The sequence below is a fragment of the Paraburkholderia sp. D1E genome (assembly GCF_052682275.1).
Map to the genome: position 1 here is coordinate 7,201,894 of NZ_JBQYMB010000001.1, position 18,700 is coordinate 7,220,593.

Annotated in this window: 12 protein-coding genes; 8 read left to right on the forward strand and 4 right to left on the reverse strand. The window is 63.5% G+C overall.

Annotated elements, in window-relative coordinates; genetic code table 11:
- Positions 1-111: 111 nt before the first annotated feature.
- The 3 genes from ACUN0E_RS32385 to ACUN0E_RS32395 all read right to left on the reverse strand — a co-directional run bounded on the left by ACUN0E_RS32385 (position 112) and on the right by ACUN0E_RS32395 (position 3,692).
- Positions 112-252 (reverse strand): hypothetical protein, encoded by a 141-nt coding sequence (locus ACUN0E_RS32385; protein WP_445569132.1) that lies wholly within the window; start codon positions 250-252, stop codon positions 112-114.
- Between the two features lie 268 nt (positions 253-520).
- Positions 521-2,032, reverse strand: a complete 1,512-nt coding sequence (locus ACUN0E_RS32390; RefSeq protein WP_445569133.1) for an aldehyde dehydrogenase family protein — start codon at positions 2,030-2,032, stop codon at positions 521-523.
- Between the two features lie 58 nt (positions 2,033-2,090).
- On the reverse strand, positions 2,091-3,692 hold the full coding sequence (locus ACUN0E_RS32395; protein WP_445569134.1) for a GMC family oxidoreductase: 1,602 nt from the start codon (positions 3,690-3,692) through the stop codon (positions 2,091-2,093).
- An 808-nt stretch (positions 3,693-4,500) separates the two neighbouring features.
- Between ACUN0E_RS32395 and ACUN0E_RS32400 the strand changes: the two genes are divergently transcribed.
- The 8 genes from ACUN0E_RS32400 (at position 4,501) to ACUN0E_RS32435 (ending at position 14,998) form a co-directional block, all read left to right on the forward strand.
- The gene (locus tag ACUN0E_RS32400; protein WP_445569135.1) at positions 4,501-6,201 is read left to right on the forward strand and encodes a DUF1302 domain-containing protein; all 1,701 of its coding nucleotides are present in this window, start codon (positions 4,501-4,503) and stop codon (positions 6,199-6,201) included.
- A 104-nt stretch (positions 6,202-6,305) separates the two neighbouring features.
- A complete protein-coding gene (locus ACUN0E_RS32405; RefSeq protein ID WP_445569136.1) occupies positions 6,306-7,670 on the forward strand; it encodes a DUF1329 domain-containing protein in 1,365 nt (454 codons plus the stop codon).
- A gap of 122 nt (positions 7,671-7,792) precedes the next feature.
- The gene (locus ACUN0E_RS32410) at positions 7,793-8,899 is read left to right on the forward strand and encodes a WD40/YVTN/BNR-like repeat-containing protein (protein WP_445569137.1); all 1,107 of its coding nucleotides are present in this window, start codon (positions 7,793-7,795) and stop codon (positions 8,897-8,899) included.
- Positions 8,900-8,978: 79 nt separating this feature from the next.
- Complete coding sequence (locus ACUN0E_RS32415) at positions 8,979-11,492, forward strand: efflux RND transporter permease subunit (RefSeq protein ID WP_445569138.1); 2,514 nt, start codon at positions 8,979-8,981, stop codon at positions 11,490-11,492.
- Between the two features lie 38 nt (positions 11,493-11,530).
- Positions 11,531-12,508, forward strand: coding sequence for a lactoylglutathione lyase (locus ACUN0E_RS32420; protein WP_445569139.1), 978 nt, complete (start codon positions 11,531-11,533; stop codon positions 12,506-12,508).
- The gene (locus tag ACUN0E_RS32425; protein WP_445569140.1) at positions 12,509-13,336 is read left to right on the forward strand and encodes an enoyl-CoA hydratase/isomerase family protein; all 828 of its coding nucleotides are present in this window, start codon (positions 12,509-12,511) and stop codon (positions 13,334-13,336) included.
- A gap of 4 nt (positions 13,337-13,340) precedes the next feature.
- On the forward strand, positions 13,341-14,210 hold the full coding sequence (locus ACUN0E_RS32430; protein ID WP_445569141.1) for an SDR family NAD(P)-dependent oxidoreductase: 870 nt from the start codon (positions 13,341-13,343) through the stop codon (positions 14,208-14,210).
- A complete protein-coding gene (locus ACUN0E_RS32435; protein ID WP_445569142.1) occupies positions 14,207-14,998 on the forward strand; it encodes an alpha/beta fold hydrolase in 792 nt (263 codons plus the stop codon). Before ACUN0E_RS32430 ends, ACUN0E_RS32435 begins: the two co-directional genes overlap by 4 nt.
- Before the next feature lie 50 nt (positions 14,999-15,048).
- Here ACUN0E_RS32435 and ACUN0E_RS32440 read toward each other — a convergent pair whose 3' ends face one another.
- The gene (locus ACUN0E_RS32440) at positions 15,049-18,669 is read right to left on the reverse strand and encodes an indolepyruvate ferredoxin oxidoreductase family protein (protein WP_445569143.1); all 3,621 of its coding nucleotides are present in this window, start codon (positions 18,667-18,669) and stop codon (positions 15,049-15,051) included.
- Between the last annotated feature and the right edge of the window lie 31 nt (positions 18,670-18,700).

The following is an 18,700-nucleotide window of genomic DNA, read 5'->3' on the forward strand; positions in this document are numbered from 1 at the left end:
TACGTATGATGTAGAAAGATAGGCGTGAGGAGGCCGAGTGGCAATTCGGGTTGACCCTGAGTACGGACCTTCGGGGTGGGCTGGCCACCTCAGGCTCGATGCGGCATGTCTCTACATGGCGACGGTCCCGTCCGCGCTCCTCTTATGCGATGCATTGAACGGCCGCAGCAACACGATCACGCCCAACGCGCCGGCCGCCGCGAGCGTTGCCGCGAAGCAGAATGCGACCCGATAGCCGCCGCCGTATTGCACGAGCCACCCCGTGAGCCCGGCCGCGAGAATGCCCGCCAGGTTCGCAAGGAGATGGACGAACCCGCCAGCCGCACCACACGACTACCCGGCACGATTTCCTGAATCAGAACCCAGCAGGTCTGTGGCGTCATTCTCTCGACGATCGACGTCACCCACTCGAACGTTGAATTCGATATCACTGTCAGAATCGTGATGGCTTTCGAATCCGCTCGATCCTCCGGTCGCGAACGTCTGCTGGCGGAAGTCTGTTACCCACTACAACTGAGAATCAAACCCCAATCCGGAACAGCACCGACTTCTCCTGTGTATATTCAGCGAGCCAGTTTTCGCCGAACTCGCGCCCAAGCCCGGATCGCTTATATCCGCCGAACGGCGCGTCCATCAATGAATACAGGCCGCCATTGATCACCACGCCGCCGGTGCGCAAGCGCAGCGCCATCTCATAGGCCCTCGCCGGGTCCCGCGAATGAATTCCGCCATACAGGCCATAGCGGCTGTCATTGGCAATCTGCACCGCTTCTTCGTCGCTATCGAAGCCGATCACACTGGCTACGGGGCCAAAGATCTCCTCCTGCGCGATCGACATATCGTTCGTCACGCCGTCGAAAATCGTCACGTCGTAGAAGAACCCCCGGTCCAGATGAGCTGGCCGCCGCCCGCCGGCCACAAGCCGCGCACCCTCGTCCTGCCCCTGCTGCACGAAGCGCTCGACCCGGCTGCGGGCCGCTTCGCGGATCAGCGGTCCGACCACGGTGCCGGCCGCCGCCGGGTCGCCGACGCTCAACTGCGCCGCAATCGCACGCATGGTTTCGACATACGCGGGACGGATCGCGTTGTGCACGATATGACGTGTCGCCAGCGCGCAGCCCTGGCCGCAATGGGTCGACACCTGGAACACGCCTTCCATCGCGGCTTTCTGCACGTCGGCATCTTCACGCACGATCAACGCCGACTTGCCGCCGAGTTCGAGCAGCGTCTTCTTGATGGTCGGCGCGCCTTGCGCCAGAATCGCCGCGCCCACCTGCTCCGAGCCGGTGAACGTCACCATGTCGACGCGTGCATCCGCGGTCATCATCTGTGCGACGTCGGCATTACCGGTGACGATGTTCAGCACGCCGTTCGGCAACCCGGCTTCCTGCGCCGCCTCGCCGAACAGCAGCGCCGAAAACGGCGTATGCGGCGACGGTTTGAGCACGACCGTGTTGCCGGCCAGCAAAGCGGGAAACAGCTTGGCCAGGTTGGTGAGAAACGGCGCGTTGAACGGCGTGATCGCCGACACCACGCCGATCGCTTCACGCACCACGACACCGCTGCCGATCAATTGCGCGCCGGCGGGATCGAATGGATTGAGCTCGGTCGTAATCGGCAGATGGCGCGCCACCTGGTTGAGGGAGCGCTCGATCGCGGTTTCGACAATCTTCATCGGCGAGGCGAACATCATGGTTTCGGCAAGTGCGCGCGTGGCGCCCGCTTCGACGATCTGCAACGCCTTGATGCGATCGGCACGCGCGAGCAACGCGGCATGCATGCGCCGCATAAAACCGGCGCGCTCGGCCGGCGACATGCGCGGCCATGGCCCGCGATCGAATGCTTCACGCGCAGCGGCGAGCGCCGCTTCGGCTTCATGCAACCCGCCAACCGGCGCTTCGCCAATCACTTCCTCGGTGGCGGGATTCAACACGGGCTGACGCTCGCCGCCTTGCGGCGTCACCCATGCGCCGCCGATAAAGAGCCGCGTCTGTTCGGTAAACTGCTTCGGCAGCGCCGCAAAATCGTTCATTCGATGTCTCCGTCCTAGTCGTTGTCAGATGGCGAGAGCGCGGGCAGCAAGGCCACGCTCATGGCTCGCCGAGTATCAGTTCAGCCGCGCGCATGCCGATCGCCATGGCGGGCGCGTTGGTATTGCCGGCGATCAGCGTGGGCATGATCGACGTATCGACCACCCGCAGGCGTTCGACGCCACGTACCCGCAGTTTCGTATCGACAGCAGCGGCATCGTCGTTGCCCATCTGGCAGGTGCCGGACACGTGAAAGGCGGTCGAGCCGAATTTGAAGTACGCCTCGACCAGTTCCTCATCGGAGGTGAACGCGGGACCCGGCGCAGTCTCCTCGGCAAAATGGCCACCCAGTGCCGGCTGACGCAGCATGCGGCGGATCAGCCGGACCAGCTCCACGCTGTGGCGGCGGTCCTGTTCGGTGTCGAGATAATTGGCGTCGATGGCGAGCGGCGCGGCATGATCCGTCGACGTGATGCTCACGCTGCCGAGGCTCTGGGGATGCGTGAGATAGGCCACCCAGGTCATGCCGGGTTGCGTGTCGATCGCGATCTTGCCGTCTTTCACCGTTAGCGAATACAGGCCGACGCCAATCTCCGCATTCGGGCGCGTCAGTTCCGGGTTCGTTTTAACGAAGGCGCAGACCTCGTGCGCCGCATGCGTCATCGGGCCCGCGCCACGCAACTGGTAGCGGAACATGTTGGCGACAAGCGGCCAGCCGCGAAACTGCCGGTTCAGGCTGCCGCCCGTGACGCGCGCGCTCAGCATGATCGGGCGATGCTCGCGCAGGTTGCGACCCACCGCGGGCAGGTCGGCAACCACGTCGATGCCGAGCTCGCGCAATCGCTTGCCGTCGCCAACACCGGAGAGTTGCAGCAATTTCGGTGAATTCAGCGCGCCCGCGCTCACCAGCACTTCGCGCCGCGCATTGACGGTCAGCACAGAACCCTCGGCCGTACGCAGCGACACGCCGGTGGCGCGCTTGCCGCTGAAGTTGATCCGCTCGACCTCGACACCCGTGCGGATATCGAGATTCGCACGGCCGCGCACGGGATCGAGAAACGCCTTGGCAGCGCTCCAGCGGCGCCCGCGCCAGATGGTTCGCGGCTGGTAGCCGATCGCCGCATCCGCAGCCGCATTGATGTCCGCGACTCGTGGCACACCGCTCTGCCCCGCTGCTTCGATCACCGCCTCGCAAAGCGGATCGCCCGACGGATGCATCGACACTTTCAGCGGGCCACCCGCGCCTCGCCACTGCGCCTCGCCGAGCTCGTGATCTTCCATGTCCTTGAAGCAACGGCCCATCTCAGCCCAGCCCCAGCCGGTGCAACCCGCTGCTTCCCAGTCGTCGTAATCGCGCGGATGGCCGCGCAGATACACCATACCGTTGACCGAACTCGAGCCACCGAGCGTGCGCCCTTTTAACCAGTCTTCCGAGCCGCCGCCGCTGCGCTGGGTGGCGCGATAGCTCCACACGAGCGGGCCGCCCGGGCTCAGGATCTTGCCGATGCCGCGCGGCATGTGGATCAGCGCGCTGCGATCCGGCGGACCGCTTTCGAGCAGCAGCACGGACACACCCGAATCCGCCGACAAACGGTTGGCCAGCACACAGCCCGCCGAGCCTGCTCCGACAATCACATAGTCGTAATGCTCACGAAAAGCCATCGATCGTTCCTGTGACAAGTTCACGGTTTTGCCCGTCGCCGGCAGCGGCGCCATTTCGGCTCGCACGGCCAATTCCCGAATATTATGAACATATCTCTTCAATGTGTCTCTTATTAGGCGATACCTCCAGGGTATCTCTGGAGACGGTTGCTCAAGAAGCCCCGCGAGACCGGGTAACTCCTGATAGCGGACAACTTGAACAGGTTCGATTCTGGTGATCAATTTAAGAAATTTCCGGCAGACGGTCCGGCCGGCCAGCATTACCTCCCGACTGCCGAGCATGCAACCCCCACGCCTCATCACACGTCCTGCTGTCTATTCCGCGCGCCGCCCCATTGATGCCCTGCGCCGGACTGCGCGCTACGCAGCCTCTCCACACGCGCATCCGATGCTCGCCATTGCCCGGAAGGCCTTGCCACATAAGCATCCAATCAAAGATGCAAGGCCAATGACCTTACCCGACGGCGCACCTTTCACCTGCGGAAATGGGCGGCATCTCCGTCTTCTGACGCTACGCCACGCAGCTTCCTTGCCCCCACCATCGAAATGGATATGAACAACTTCGCTGAATTTGTCTCGAATAGGGGAAAACGAGAGAGTCGGAGTCGAAATTCTATCTATAGAATTCAATTCCGAATCCAGGCGAATCTAACGAGTCCCGACGAGCAGACTGCACAGAGTTGAACACTGTGTGTAATTCCCTGGGCGGCAGCGTGGAACCCACGAGGCCAGCAGCACCGTGCCGTCACCAGCGTCAAACAAAAACCCAGCCCCGCCAGGGAGCTACGGAGACAAGGAGATGAAGGGAATGAGCAGCTGCGCCAGATTCGAAAAAAACCGGATGAGCCTCGGTATCGCGATGGCTCTGGGATGCTGGGCCGCATCGGCCAGCGCCGTGCAACTCAGTTCGAACCCCGATCTGAACATCAATTGGGACAACACGATCAGCTACAACCTGGGCATGCGTGCGCAGGGCATCAACGACGGGATCGGCAACAACCCGCTCTACAGCGAATCGGATTACAAGTTCAAGCACGCCGGCGACATCGTGACCAATCGCGTGTCCGACTTGAGCGAACTCGACGCGATCTATCAGGACAAGTTCGGTTTCCGCGTGAGCGCCTCACTTTGGAAAGACTTCGCGTACGGCGGCGGCGTGAGCAACAACCCGGGCTCGGCTTACCCTGGCGTGCCGTACTCGAGCCTGAACTCGTACAGCGGCAATCACTACAGCAGCTATACCGAGCGCTATTACCAGCAAGGCGCGAATCTGCTGGATGCGTTCGTGTTCTACAAGTTCGAGATCAACGGCCAGCCGAGCGCAATCAAGGTCGGGCGTCTGACCCAGTACTGGGGCAATGCGCTGATCTTCGGCACGGAAGGCATCAACTACGGTCAGAACGCCTCGGACAACATCAAGGGCGCCGCCTCGCCCGGCACGCAGGCCAAGGAGCTGGCGATCCCGCGCGCGCAGATCCTGTTCGAGACCCAGCTCACACCGACGATCGGACTCGCCGCGCAATACTTTGCCGAATACATGCCGACCCGTCTGCCTGAAGGCGGCACGTATCTCGGCACGGTCGGCTTCGGCTTCCAGGGGCCGAATCTGTTGCAGGGCGCGGTGCCGCGCGGCTCCGACGTGATGCCGAACAACGGCTTTCATAACGACTACGGCGCCAAGGTCACATGGGCGCCGCAATGGCTCGGCGGCACGTTCGGCTTCTACTACCGCAATCTGACCGAGACGCAGCCGTGGGTATTGCTGGGCGTGAACCCGGCAACCGGCGCGACCAACTATCACCTGGCCTACGGCTCTGACGTGAAGCTGTACGGCATGAGTCTCGACCGGCAGATCGGCGACTTCAGCACGGGATTCGAAGTGTCGTACCGGCATAACACCGCGTTGAACAGCGGCACCGGTCCACTGGCGAGCGACCTGAGCGGCCAGCAAGGCGCACGCGGCGACGTCGTCAACGTGATCGGCAACGTGCTGGCGGGCCTGTCGCGCACACCGTTCTGGAACACCGGCAGCGCGCTGGCCGAAATCGCTTTCACGCAGAAGGTCAAGACCACCAGCAACGGCGCGCTCTACAACGGCGTGGACAACTCGGCCGAATGTCCGACCGGCAGCAAGTGGGCCGGCTGCTCGACCAACAGTTCGGTGGCGCTGGCGGTGCAGTTCGATCCGCAATGGCTGCAGGTGTTCCCGGGCGTCGACATCGACGCGCCGATGTTCATCCAGTACGGCCTGTGGGGCAATACGCCGAGTCTGGGCGGCACCAACCAGGGTTCGATGATCTACACCTTCGGCCTGCACGCACTGATCCAGAACAAATACAACGTCACGCTGCAATACAACGGCTATCACTCGCATACGGGCGGCCAGACCAACTTCGGCGCCGCCAACGGTTTGCCGAGCGGCGGCCCTTCGTATTACGCAACAGGCAACGGTCCGTATTTCTACAACGACAGGAATTGGGTTTCGCTGACGTTTTCTTCTTCATTCTGACGGGCGACGGTCGCGCCCGCTTTCTGTCACGGACGCCCTCAAGCGCCGGATAAAAAGCCGTCTCGCACCAGCTGGTTTTTCCGACACACATTCTGGAGACAAGCATGAAACTCGCAATGGTACTGGCAACGATGGCGACGGCAGTCGCCGCCAGCGGGCCTGTGCTCGCGGCGGTCAGCGCCGACGAAGCCAAAGAGCTGGGCGGCAGGCTCACCGAATTCGGCGCACAGAAAGCCGCCAACGCGGACGGTTCGATCCCTGCCTACACAGGCGGCGTGAAGGATCTGACCATCCCCGCCGACTTCAAGCCCGGCAGCGGCCGCTATCCCGATCCGTTCAAGGATGACAAGCCGATCGAGTCGATCACCAAGGCCAATCAGGCCAGGTACGCCGACGCGTTGACGCCTGGCACCAAGGCGCTGCTCGACCGCTTCCCGGGTTTTCGCGTCGACGTCTACAAGACGCGTCGCACGATGACCTATCCGGACTGGGTGCTGAAGAACACGGTGAGCTGCGCAACCACGGCGAAGCTCGTCGGCAAGGTCAAGGGCGATGGCGTGGAAGGCGCGTTCGGCTGCATCCCGTTCCCGATTCCGAAAGACGGCTATGAGGTGATGTGGAATCAGAATATGCGCTACCAGGGCGTGCGTACCGACTTCCGCTTCCGCACCATCTTTGTCGATGAGGCCGGTCACAAGACGTTGATGGGCGATCAGGAATCGAGGTTTATCTACCCGTTCTACGACCGCAATGCGACCAAACTGAACGACGTGTACTTCCGCCTGACCTACACCAGCTTCTACGGCCCTGCCTCGCAGGTCGGTCAGTTGTATCTGGCGAAATACAGCGTCAATAACGGCGACCAGGACGACACCACCTGGATCTACATGCCGGGTCAGCGGCGCGTGCGCGTGGCGCCGGAACTGAAGTACGACACGCCCATGGCGGGCATCGGCGGCACGCTGCTGTTCGACGAAATCGGCGGCTTCCAGGGCCGGATGGACCGCTTCGATTTAAAGCTGGCGGGCGAGAAAGAAATCATCGTGCCGTACAACAACTATCGCGCGTATCAGTCGCCGAATCTGGTGGGCGACAAGTTCGCCAATCCGGATGTCGTGCGCTGGGAGAAGCATCGGGTGTGGGTGGTCGAGGCGACCCTCAAGCCGGGTCAGCGTGATGTCTACAGCCATCGCACGTATTACATCGACGAAGACACGTGGCTGATCGTGGCGTATGACGCGTATGACCAGAGCAATGCGCTCTACCGTACCGCCTATACGCTGGACATCGTTCCTTACGACAAACCGCGCGTCGGCCAGCCAATCCAGGTGGTCTACGACCTGACCAAGGGCAACTACGCGGTGATCGCGGATCAGGGCGATCCGGTCACCCACATGATCCCTTACGACGAATTGCCGAACCAGGCGTACTACACGCCGCAAGCACTGCAAAGTGCGGGCGTGCGCTAAACGGCGCGGCGCGTGCTCGCTGGAACCGGGCATCGATCCGGCGAGCGCGCTGCCTGCACAGTCGAAGAAGGGTCAATGTGTTGCCAATGCGTTCGCAACCTGTGTATGCGGAGACTTACCCCATGACTTTCCGGTCAGTGCAATGTCTGACAGCCATCGTCGCGGCGCTCGCGAGTGCTTCGGCGCTCGCCGCGACGGCCGGCGCGGAGCCGCCGGCGGCCCACGCCGCACGCTTTGTCGATCCGCTCGACGCGCCCGCCGACACCGCCGTCTCACCCGCCACCCGGCCGATGACCGCGGTGGCGAGCGCGGGTCCGCGCCTCGTCGGCGTGGGCCAGCGGGGCGTGATCGTCGTGTCCGACGACCATGGGCACAGCTGGCGCCAGGTCCCCAGTCCGGTGCAAAGCGATCTGACGGCAGTGGCCTTCCCCACGCCCTCACAAGGCTGGGCTGTCGGCCACGACGGCGTGATTCTGCATACCTCGAACGGCGGCACGAGTTGGACCAGACAGCTCGACGGACGCGTCTCCAACGAGCGCTTCGTCGCCTATTACCGGGACGCAGTGGCACGCGGCGACGCGAATGCCGCCGCGTATCAGAAGCAGGAAGAAAACAACGCCAAAGCGGGCCCATCGTTGCCTTATCTCGATGTCTGGTTCGACAACGCCACCGAGGGCTATGCGGTCGGCTCGTTCGGCTCGCTCGCCATGACGACCGATGGCGGCAAGACCTGGCAGCCCGGCCTCGGGCACATCGACAACCCCGACTTCCTGAATCTGAACGCGATTCGCGGAATTGGCGGCGAGGTGTATATCGCCGGCGAACGCGGCACCGTGTTCCGGCTCGATCGCGCGAGCGGCCAGTTCAAGCGGCTGCAATCGGGCTATAGCGGCAGCTTCTTCGGCATCGTCGGCAACGACCAGCGGCTCTTTGCCTTCGGCCTGCGCGGCACCGTTTATCAGAGCACCGACCAGGGCAACAGCTGGCAAAAAGCCGACACCGGCACCGATTCGACGCTGAACGGCGCCACCGTGCTTGGCGATGGCCGCATCGTGATCTGCGGCAGCCGCGCGATGCTGCTGGTCGCCGATCCGGTTAGCGGCGCCTTCCAGCGCGTCTCGGCCGATACGCCGATGCTGTTCGCCGGCATCGCCGCGGACGGCGCGGATCGCGTCGCGCTCGGCGGTTCGAGCGGTATGAGCGTTGAGGCGATCGGCGCGCGGCGCTGAGCCGGACAGGCGCAATCAGCGCAGTAAGTGCAGCGGGCGCGAGAGACGCCATTGAATTGCATCACTAGAGGTGTTCAGCATGGATAACCCACACGATCAGTCCGCAGCGAAGGATCAACCGCAACCGGCGCAGCCTTTCGACCGCCGTTCAGGCGGTCCGGTCGAGCGGCTGATTTTCAATCATCGCGCACTCATCGTGATCGTTTGCGTGTTTCTGACGGCGCTGTTCGGCGTGCGCGCGACACGCCTGGAAGTCAACGCGAACTTCCTGAACATGATTCCGCAGTCGCACCCGTTCGTGCGTAACTATCTCGACAACGCCGCGTCATTACGTGCGCTCGGCAACTCGCTGCGAATTTCGGTGGAGAACACCAACGGTTCGATCTACGACGCCGACTATCTGCGCACGCTGCAAAAGATCAATGACAAAGTCTTCCTGATGCGCGGCGTGGACCGCGCGTACATGAAGTCGCTGTGGACGCCGTCGGTGCGTTGGACCGAAATCACCGAAGACGGCTTTCGCGGCGGCCCCGTGATGCCCGAAGCCTACGACGGCTCCACGAAGAGCCTCGACGAATTACGTCGCAACGTGGCACGCGCCGGCATCGGCGGCTCGGTGGTCGCCAACAACGAACGTTCGAGCGTGGTGTTCGTGCCGCTGCTCGACAAGGACCCGGCCACCGGCGCGCCGCTGAATTACCGCGAGCTCTCGCACGATCTGGAAAAGCAGATCCGCTCGCTTGAAACCCCCAACGTCAAGATTCACATCGTCGGCTTCGCGAAGCTGGCGGGCGACCTGATCGACGGTCTCGACGGCGTGTTGATCTACTTCGGTATTTCCGCGCTGATCGCCGCGTTCGCGCTCTATGCGTACACGCGCTGCCTGCGCAGCACGGGTCTGGTCGTGCTGTGCTCGGCCGCCGCCGTGATCTGGCAGCTCGGTATCGTGCAGTGGCTCGGTTTCTCGATCGACCCCTATTCGATCCTCGTGCCCTTCCTTGTCTTCGCGATCGGCGTCTCGCACGGCGCGCAGAAAATGAACGGCATTACCCGCGACGTCGCGCGTGGCGTGCATCGCTATGCGGCCGCCCGTCATACGTTCCGGCGCCTGTTCCTCGCCGGCCTGACCGCCCTCCTCGCCGACGTGGTCGGCTTCGCAGTGCTGATGATCATCGACGTGCCCGTGATCCGCAATCTCGCGCTCGCCGCCAGCATCGGCGTGGGTGTGCTGATCTTCACCAACCTCGTGTTGCTGCCGGTGCTGCTGTCGTACACGGGCGTGAGCCGGTCCGCGGTGCGACGCGCGCGCCTGAGCGCCGATCCGCAAGCGAAGCGCGGCTTCGTGGTGCGCAGCTATCAGGCCTTCGACCGCTTTTCCACCCGCCGCTGGGCCATTGGCGCGATGATCGGCGCGCTGTTGCTGTTCATCGGCGGTTTTGCGATCAGCACGCATCTGCAGGTGGGCGACCTCGATTCCGGCGCACCCGAACTGAAGACGAACTCGCGCTACAACCGCGATAACGCGTTCATCAACCAGCACTACAACCTCTCGAGCGATGTCTTCGCTGTGATCGTCAAGACACCGGCCGGTGGCGTGGAGAGCTTCCCGACGTTGACCGAGATGGACCGCCTCGAAGCGAAGCTGCGCGAGACCGAAGGCGTGCGCGGCACAGTGTCGGCAGCCAGCGTGGTGCGGCAGTACACGGCCGGCAACTTCGAAGGCTCGCCCAAGTGGCTGACGGTGAATCGCGATCCGTTCGTCTCCGGCGATGCGTTTTCGAACGTCGTGGTGGCCATGCCCGAGCTGACCAACGCCGACCGCACGGTCGCACCGCTGCTGGTCTTCCTGAGCGACCACAAGGCCGAGACGCTGACGCGCCTGGTGCACGTGGTGAACGATTTCGCCGCGGTGCACGACACGCCCGAGCGGCATTTCCTGCTTGCCGCGGGTTCGGCCGGCATCGACGCAGCGACCAATATCGTCGTCGAACAGGCCAATCGCGAGATGCTGCTGCTGGTCTATGCGTCGGTGGCGATCCTTTGCTTCATCACCTTCCGTACGTGGCGCGCCGTGGTCGTCGCGCTGATTCCGCTGATGCTCACCTCGGTGTTGTGCGAAGCGCTGATGGTGCTGCTCGGCATCGGCGTGAAGGTCGCCACGCTGCCGGTGATCGCACTCGGCGTCGGGATCGGTGTCGATTACGCGCTGTATCTCCTCTCCGTGCAACTCGCGCGGCAACGCGCCGGCGCCACGCTGCGCGAGGCCTATCGCGATGCGCTGATGTTCACCGGCAAGGTGGTGATGCTGGTCGGCTTCACGCTCGCGGGCGGCGTCGTCACGTGGGTCTGGTCGCCGATCAAATTCCAGGCCGACATGGGCATCCTGCTCACCTTCATGTTCCTGTGGAACATGGTCGGCGCCCTCGTGCTGATTCCGGCGCTCTCCTATTTCCTGCTGCGGCCGAAAGCCGAGCGCTTGCGCGGCGATTCCGGCACCGAACCCTCCGGCGCCACCCAGCCCGCAATCGCCACCTCGGCTGCCTCGGCCACCCGCCTGCGCGCCGCGGCACCGGTGGTCCGTGAGGCGTCCTGACAAGCTGTTCATCCAACACTTTTTGGAGATTCACCGATATGTTCGATCTGCTGATGACCGCCGACATGATGGTTCCGGACCCGGACGGAATGACCGAATTGCTGGTCAGCAAGCTGGGAATTCACAAGCACCCGAACTGGCGCCAGGCGTTCGACAACCATCCGTACATCGCCCATTTTCTGCGCGTGCACAAGTCGCTGGCGGTGGCGCCGACGCGCGTCGAGCCGCAAGTGCATCTGGATCGCCCGAATCCCGGCGACCCGTCGTTCCATCATTTTCTGCAGAGCCTCGAAGCGTTTCAGGGCAAGCACCGGCCGATCCTCACGCACTCGATCGTGGTGGCGGCGCACGGTCCGAAGTTCGAGCAGACCGTCGAGCGCCTGATGCGCCGCCGCCTGCCGTTCCGGATGGCGCAGCGCACCCCGGAAATGCCCTTCGACCGCTTGTGGGTCGGCGTGACGCCTGAGCGCCCAGAGTACGAACCCTCCGTGGACGGCGGCCTGTGCATCGAGATCATGCCGATGGAGCCGCTGCAATTGCCGCCCGACACTTTCGCGATCCCCGCGCCGCAACCACGCGATCTGCAGCCGGGCCAACTGGTGCGTGTCACCGCACGCGGCTTTCTCGTGCGCAATCTCGACGACACCCTGCGCCGCTGCTCGGCGAATCTCGACTGGGAACCGGTCGGCGCGGTGGAAACCCTGGTCGGCGAAGGCTACCGGCGCGCGCGAATGGGCTTCACGCTGCCCAACAGCGCGTCGCTAGACGTGCTCGAGGCGACCCGCTGGGACGGCGAGGCAGGCCGCTATCTGAATAGCTGGGGGCCGGGCCCGTATTTCGTGCGGATCGCGGTGAACGGCCTGCAAGTCAAGGCCGAAGAACTGAAGGCGCGCGGCATTGGCTTCGACTGGGTCGAATCGTCCGAAGCCGTGGGCGGCCGTTCGCTGATTCGGATCCACCCCGCCGAGCTCGACGGCCAACTGTTCGAGTTCGAAGAATTTCAGGCGCCCCGTTAAATGCTGACTACCCACGAGGGGATCCCCACCATGAACGGGCTGACGATCAACCCTACCGTGCGCGTCGAGCGCAGCGGCAAGACCGCGTGGATCGTGCTGAACCGGCCGGAACAGATCAACGCGATCAACGACGACATTCGCCGTGGCGTGCCGCAGGCGCTGCAACTCCTCGACACCGATCCCGACGTTCACGTGATCATGCTGCGCGGTGAAGGCCCGCGCGGCTTCTGTGCGGGCGCGGACATCAAGGAAAAGCGCGGCTCGGAATCGTCGCTGCAAGTGCGGCGGCGCATGGAACGCTCGCGCTGGATCGAGGCGCTCGATCAGGTCCAGAAGCCGGTCCTCGCCGCGCTGCACGGCTTCTGCATGGGCGGCGGACTGGAGATCGCGCTCGCCTGCGATATCCGCTTCGCGTCGCCCGATACCGTGCTCGCGCTGCCGGAAACCGGCCTCGGCCTGATTCCGGGCGGCGGCGGCACGCAGCGTCTCGCGCGCGTGGTCGGCCATGGCCGCGCGCTCGACGTGCTCCTGACCGGCGACCGCATGAGCGCGCAGCAAGCAAAGGAAATTGGCCTCGTCACGCGTATTTCGGCGACACCCGAGAGTCTGATCGCCGAAGTGCAGACGCTCGCGGACCGGCTCGCCGCGAAATCGCCGGCGGCCACGATCTACGTCAAGCAGGCAGCGCGCGCCGCGCTCGAACTCGATCTGCGGCGCGGCCTGGATCGCGAGCTCGACCTGTTCGCGCTGCTTGCCCCGAGCGACGACGTAAAGGAAGCCGCGCTAGCCTTCAAGGAAAAGCGCACCCCTGTTTTCACTGGAGACTGAGCAGATGACTAGCGGTAGCGGTACGCAAACTTTGCATCAACATAGCGAAAAGTCCGGCGGCAAGCTTGACGGAAAAGTCGCGATCGTCACCGGTGCCGGCGGCGGACTCGGCGCCGCGTGCGCACGCGGACTCGCGGCACAAGGTGCGCGCGTGGCCGTGGTCGATATCGACGGCGATGCCGCGGTAGCCGTCGCCGCATCGATTGGCGAACACGCGATGGGGCTGCGCACCGACGTCTCGTCCGAAGCCGAGGTCAAGGCGATGATCGCCGCGGTGCTGGAGCGCTTTGGACGCATCGACATCCTGCACAACAATGCGGCCGTGCTCGACGCCGCACAACGCAGCGGCGACCGCGATGTGTGCAACGTCGAAGTCGAAGCATGGGATCGCGCGATGGCGGTCAATCTGCGCGGCCCGATGCTGTGTTCGAAGCACGCGATTCCCGCGATGCTGAAAGTGGGCGGCGGCTCGATCATTCATGCATCGTCCGGTTTTGGCGCGCAGGGTGATTTCACCCTGAGCGCGTATGCGGCGTCGAAAGCCGGCTTGACGATCCTGAGCAAGTCGATTGCCGCGCAGTACGGCAAGCAGGGGATTCGCTCGAACACAATTCAGATCGGTCTCGTGGTCGCGGAGAACGGTGGCGCGCATCCGCTGCCCGACGACATCAAGGCGGTGATTCTCGACGGCCATCTGACGCCCTATCTCGGCGAACCGAAGCATGTGGCGGACGTCGTATGCTTTCTCGCTTCGGACGAAGCCGCGTTCATCACCGGCGCGACCCTCCCCGTCGATGGCGGTTTCACGAGCCATGCGCCGACTCTGGCGCCCATGCGTGCGCTGTTCGCCGCGCGCGGTAGAGAAGCATATTGAGCGCACAGCCGTCGTCTCAGGCGCGACCGGACTTCAATACTTCCGCTGCGAAGCCGAAGTCCGGCGGCAAGCCGACTATCGTCCTGGTGCACGGTGGCCAGCATAGCGGTACATGCTGGCAGCCGACCGTCGACGCATTGCGCGCGCGCGATCCTTCAGCGCAGGTACTTGCCGTCGATCTGCCCGGCCACGGTAACGAACCGGGCAATCTGGCGACGCTGACCATCGCACAATGCGTCGAGAGCGTGACGGCGCAGATTCTGGCGACACGGCCGGACCGGGTGCTGCTGGTCGGCCATTCGATGGCGGGGATCACGTTGCCCGGTGTGGCTGCGCGGCTCGGGCCCGCGCTCGTGCAACGGATGGTTTTCATCGCCTGCTGCATCCCGCCTGACGGTAAAACCGTGCTCGATACACTGCATGCGCCGATGAATCTGATCGCCTCGCGAGCGGCGCGGCGCACGGCCGTTAGCGCACCGCTCCCCGCATTCATTGCGCGCTGGGTATTTGCCAATGGCATGACGCGGGAGCAGAAGCAGCGCGTGGTCGCGGGTCTATGCGCAGAAAGCACCCGAGTGACAACGGAACCGGTCGATCGCTCGACATTACCGCGCGTACCGATGAGCTGGGTGCTGACGCAACGCGACCGTGCGTTGCGGCCAAAGGTGCAACACGAATTCATCGGCAACCTGGGCGGTGTGGACGAAGTGATCGAACTCGATACCTGTCATAACGCGATGATCAGCGAGCCGGTGAAGCTGGCGGAGATCCTGTTGAGCCGATGCTGAGCATGACAAAGGGCGCTTGCTTCACTCAAGCGCCCTTCAGCTTCATCACGTCACATTACGAGGCGCTCTTCTTGCGGCTCCTTTGGCTGGTTCGGCCCCCTTGCCTGCACATACTCCGTCATCAACGCCTGCCGTTTTTTCTCGACAGCGTGGATATTGCGTTCCTTGACGTGACCAAATCCCCGGATCTCGTCCGGCAACGTCGCGAGCCGGATTGCCACATCGAGATTGTCCGCATTCAGTGAGGCGCAAAACGTTTCCACCAGCGCGATGTAGTCCTCGATAAGTTGCCGCTCCATGCGCCGCTCGGCAGTCTTGCCGAAGAGATCGAATGCGCCGCCGCGCAGACCTTTGAACGTCGCCAGCATCCGGAACATGGGCAGTACCCATGGTCCAAAGCGGCGCTTGACCAGGTGGCCATGTTCGTCGCGTTTGGCGAGCAAAGGCGGCGCGAGATAGAAGCTCAATGTGTAGTCTTTGCCCGGCTCGCCTTCGAACTGGGCGCGCAGCTTGTCGAGATAGGCCGGATCGGCATAGAGCCGCGCGACCTCGTATTCGTCCTTGTAGCTCATCAGCTTCGCGAGATTCTGCGCGATGGCGCGCGCAAGCGGCATCTGCGTATCGCCGCTGATGTGCGATTCCCTCGCGCGTAGTCGTCCCACCACGTTTCGGTAACGCTCTGCATAACGCTCGTCCTGATACACGATGAGAGCCTGCGCGCGCAGTTCGATCAGTTTCTCCACTGACTGCGGCAACGGCAGTACGACCGCCTGCGTTTGCACTACGTCGCGCGCTTGCTGCGGCACGAACTGATCCGTCGCCTGCGCGCCGTGTTCCGCAATGTAGCGCCCCCAGTCGAACGCGAGACGGTTCTTCTCGACCGCCACGCCGTTCAGTTCGATTGCGCGCAGCAGACTTGCATTCGAAAGCGGCAACCAGCCCTTCTGCCACACATAGCCCAGCAGCAACGGGTTCGCGTAAATCGTGTCGCCCAGCAGCGTCAGCGCGAGCTGATTGGCATCGATAAATGCGCAATGCTCGCCGACATTGGCGCGTAGATCCTGCTCCGTCTGCGCACCCGGAAATACCCAATGCGGGTTCTTCACAAACTCGGCGGTGGGTGTGGCGCCACTATTGATCGCCGCACGGGTGACGTCGAGACGCGTCTTCGAGAGCACTTCCGGCAACGCCGACACAATCGCATCGCAACCGATGATGAGCCGCGCCTCGCCAGTGCCGATGCGCGTGGCGTACAGCGCCTCGGGCGTCGGCGCAAGCTGGATATGGCTCAGCACCGCACCGCCTTTCTGCGCGAGGCCAGCCATATCGAGCACGACGACACCCTTGCGTTCCAGATGCGCGGCCATGCCGATCAACCCGCCGATCGTGACGACCCCCGTCCCCCCGACGCCGGTCACGAGAATGCCGTAGCGGTGCGCAAGCGGCTCGATTCGCGGCTGTGCTAGCGCCGCAAAATCCGCTCTGCGATTGTCGCCTTGCGCGGTCCCACCCGTGCCTGCCGGCTTCCTCACTTGCGCGCCTTCCGCCGTGACGAAGCTCGGACAAAAGCCCTTCACGCACGAAAAATCCTTGTTGCACGACGATTGATTGATTTTGCGTTTGGTGCCGAGCGGCGTCTCGAGCGGCTCGACCGACAGACAGTTCGACTGCACCGAGCAATCGCCGCAGCCCTCGCAGACCGCGTCGTTGATGAACGCGCGTTTGGCGGGGTCCGGGTACGTGCCGCGCTTGCGCCGCCGACGCTTCTCCGTCGCGCAGGTCTGGTCATAGATCAGCACGGTGGTGCCGGCCGTGTCGCGCAACTCGCGCTGGATCGCATCGAGCCGGTCGCGATGATGGACCTGAACACCTGTCGGCAATGGTACGGCCGCCGAGTATTTCTCAGGCTCGTCGGTCACTATCACTACCCGCTTCGCACCTTCAGCGACGACCTGGAACGCGATCTGCGGGACCGTCAGCACACCGTCGACCGGCTGGCCACCGGTCATGGCGACCGCATCGTTATAGAGAATCTTGTAGGTGGCGTTCGCGCTTGCCGCAATCGCCGCGCGGATCGCCAGCAGGCCGGAGTGGAAATAGGTGCCATCGCCGAGGTTGACGAACACATGCTTATCGCTCGTGAAATGCATCTGCCCGAGCCACGCCACGCCCTCGCCGCCCATCTGGCTGAAGGTGTCGGTATTGCGGTCCATCCACATCGCCATATAGTGGCAACCGATACCCGCCAGTGCACGCGAGCCTTCCGGAACCCGCGTCGACGTGTTGTGCGGGCAACCCGAACAGAACCACGGCTTGCGCTCCACCGTGACGCGCGGCCTCGCCGCCTCGCGCTCCTTCGCCTCGATCAAGGCGACGCGCCCGGCGATTCTTGCGGCGACGTCGGCGGGCAAATCGGCCTTCGCGAGACGCCGCGCGATCGCCTTGGCGATCAACGCCGGCGACAGTTCGTGGTGCGCCGGCAACAGCCAGTCGCCGCGCGGCACCGACCACTCGCCGCCTTCGTTGTCGCGTTCGTCGAACTTGCCATAGACTTTCGGACGCACGTCATCGCGCCAGTTGTACAGCTCTTCTTTCAGCGCGTATTCGAGAATCTGGCGCTTTTCTTCGACGACCAGAATTTCCTGCAAGCCGGTCGCGAAGTGGCGCGCGTCCTGCGCATCGAGTGGCCATACACAACCCACTTTCAGCACGCGAATGCCCACCTGCGCACACGTTGTGTCGTCAAGACCGAGGTCGAGCAGCGCCTGGCGCACGTCGAGGTAGGCTTTGCCCGCGGTCATGATGCCGAAGCACGGCGCGGGTGAATCGATCACCACACGGTTCAGTTTGTTGGCGCGCACGTAGGCGAGCGCCGCATACCATTTGTGGTCGAGCAGCCGCGCTTCCTGCGCGAGCGGCGGATCGGGCCAGCGGATATTCAGACCGCCCTCGGGCATCGTGTAATCGTCCGGCAGGGTGATCTGTACGCGCTCGGGATCGATCTCGATCGACGCGGTCGACTCCACCACGTCGGTCACGCATTTCATCGCGACCCACAGGCCCGAATAACGGCTCATGGCCCAGCCGTGCAAACCGTAGTCGATATATTCCTGCACGCTGGACGGATACAGCACCGGAATCCCGCTTGCGATGAACGCGTGTTCCGATCCATGCGCCACCGACGACGACTTCGCGCCATGATCGTCGCCTGCCAGCACCAGCACGCCGCCGTGCCTGTCGGTGCCCGCCGAGTTCGCGTGACGGAACACGTCGCCGGTGCGGTCGACGCCCGGCCCTTTGCCGTACCACATGCCGAATACGCCATCGTAAGTCGCGCCGGGCCACAGATTAATCTGCTGCGAGCCCCATACGGCGGTGGCCGCAAGGTCCTCGTTGACGCCCGCCTGAAACACGACGTCATGCGCTTTCAGATGACTTTTGGCCTTCCATAGCGCCATATCCAGCGCGCCGAGCGGCGAGCCGCGATAGCCCGAGATATAGCCGGCGGTATTCAGACCCGCGCGGCGGTCGCGTTCTTTCTGTAACATCGGCAGGCGCGCCAATGCCTGAGTCCCGCTGATGTAAATGCGGCCCTGGTTCAGGGTGTATTTGTCGTCGAGCGAGACGGCGGCTAGCTCCGCTTCTTGAGCGGACGATGCTGGCGCATTCATGGGCTTGTCCCCGATATTGGTTTCGGGTCAG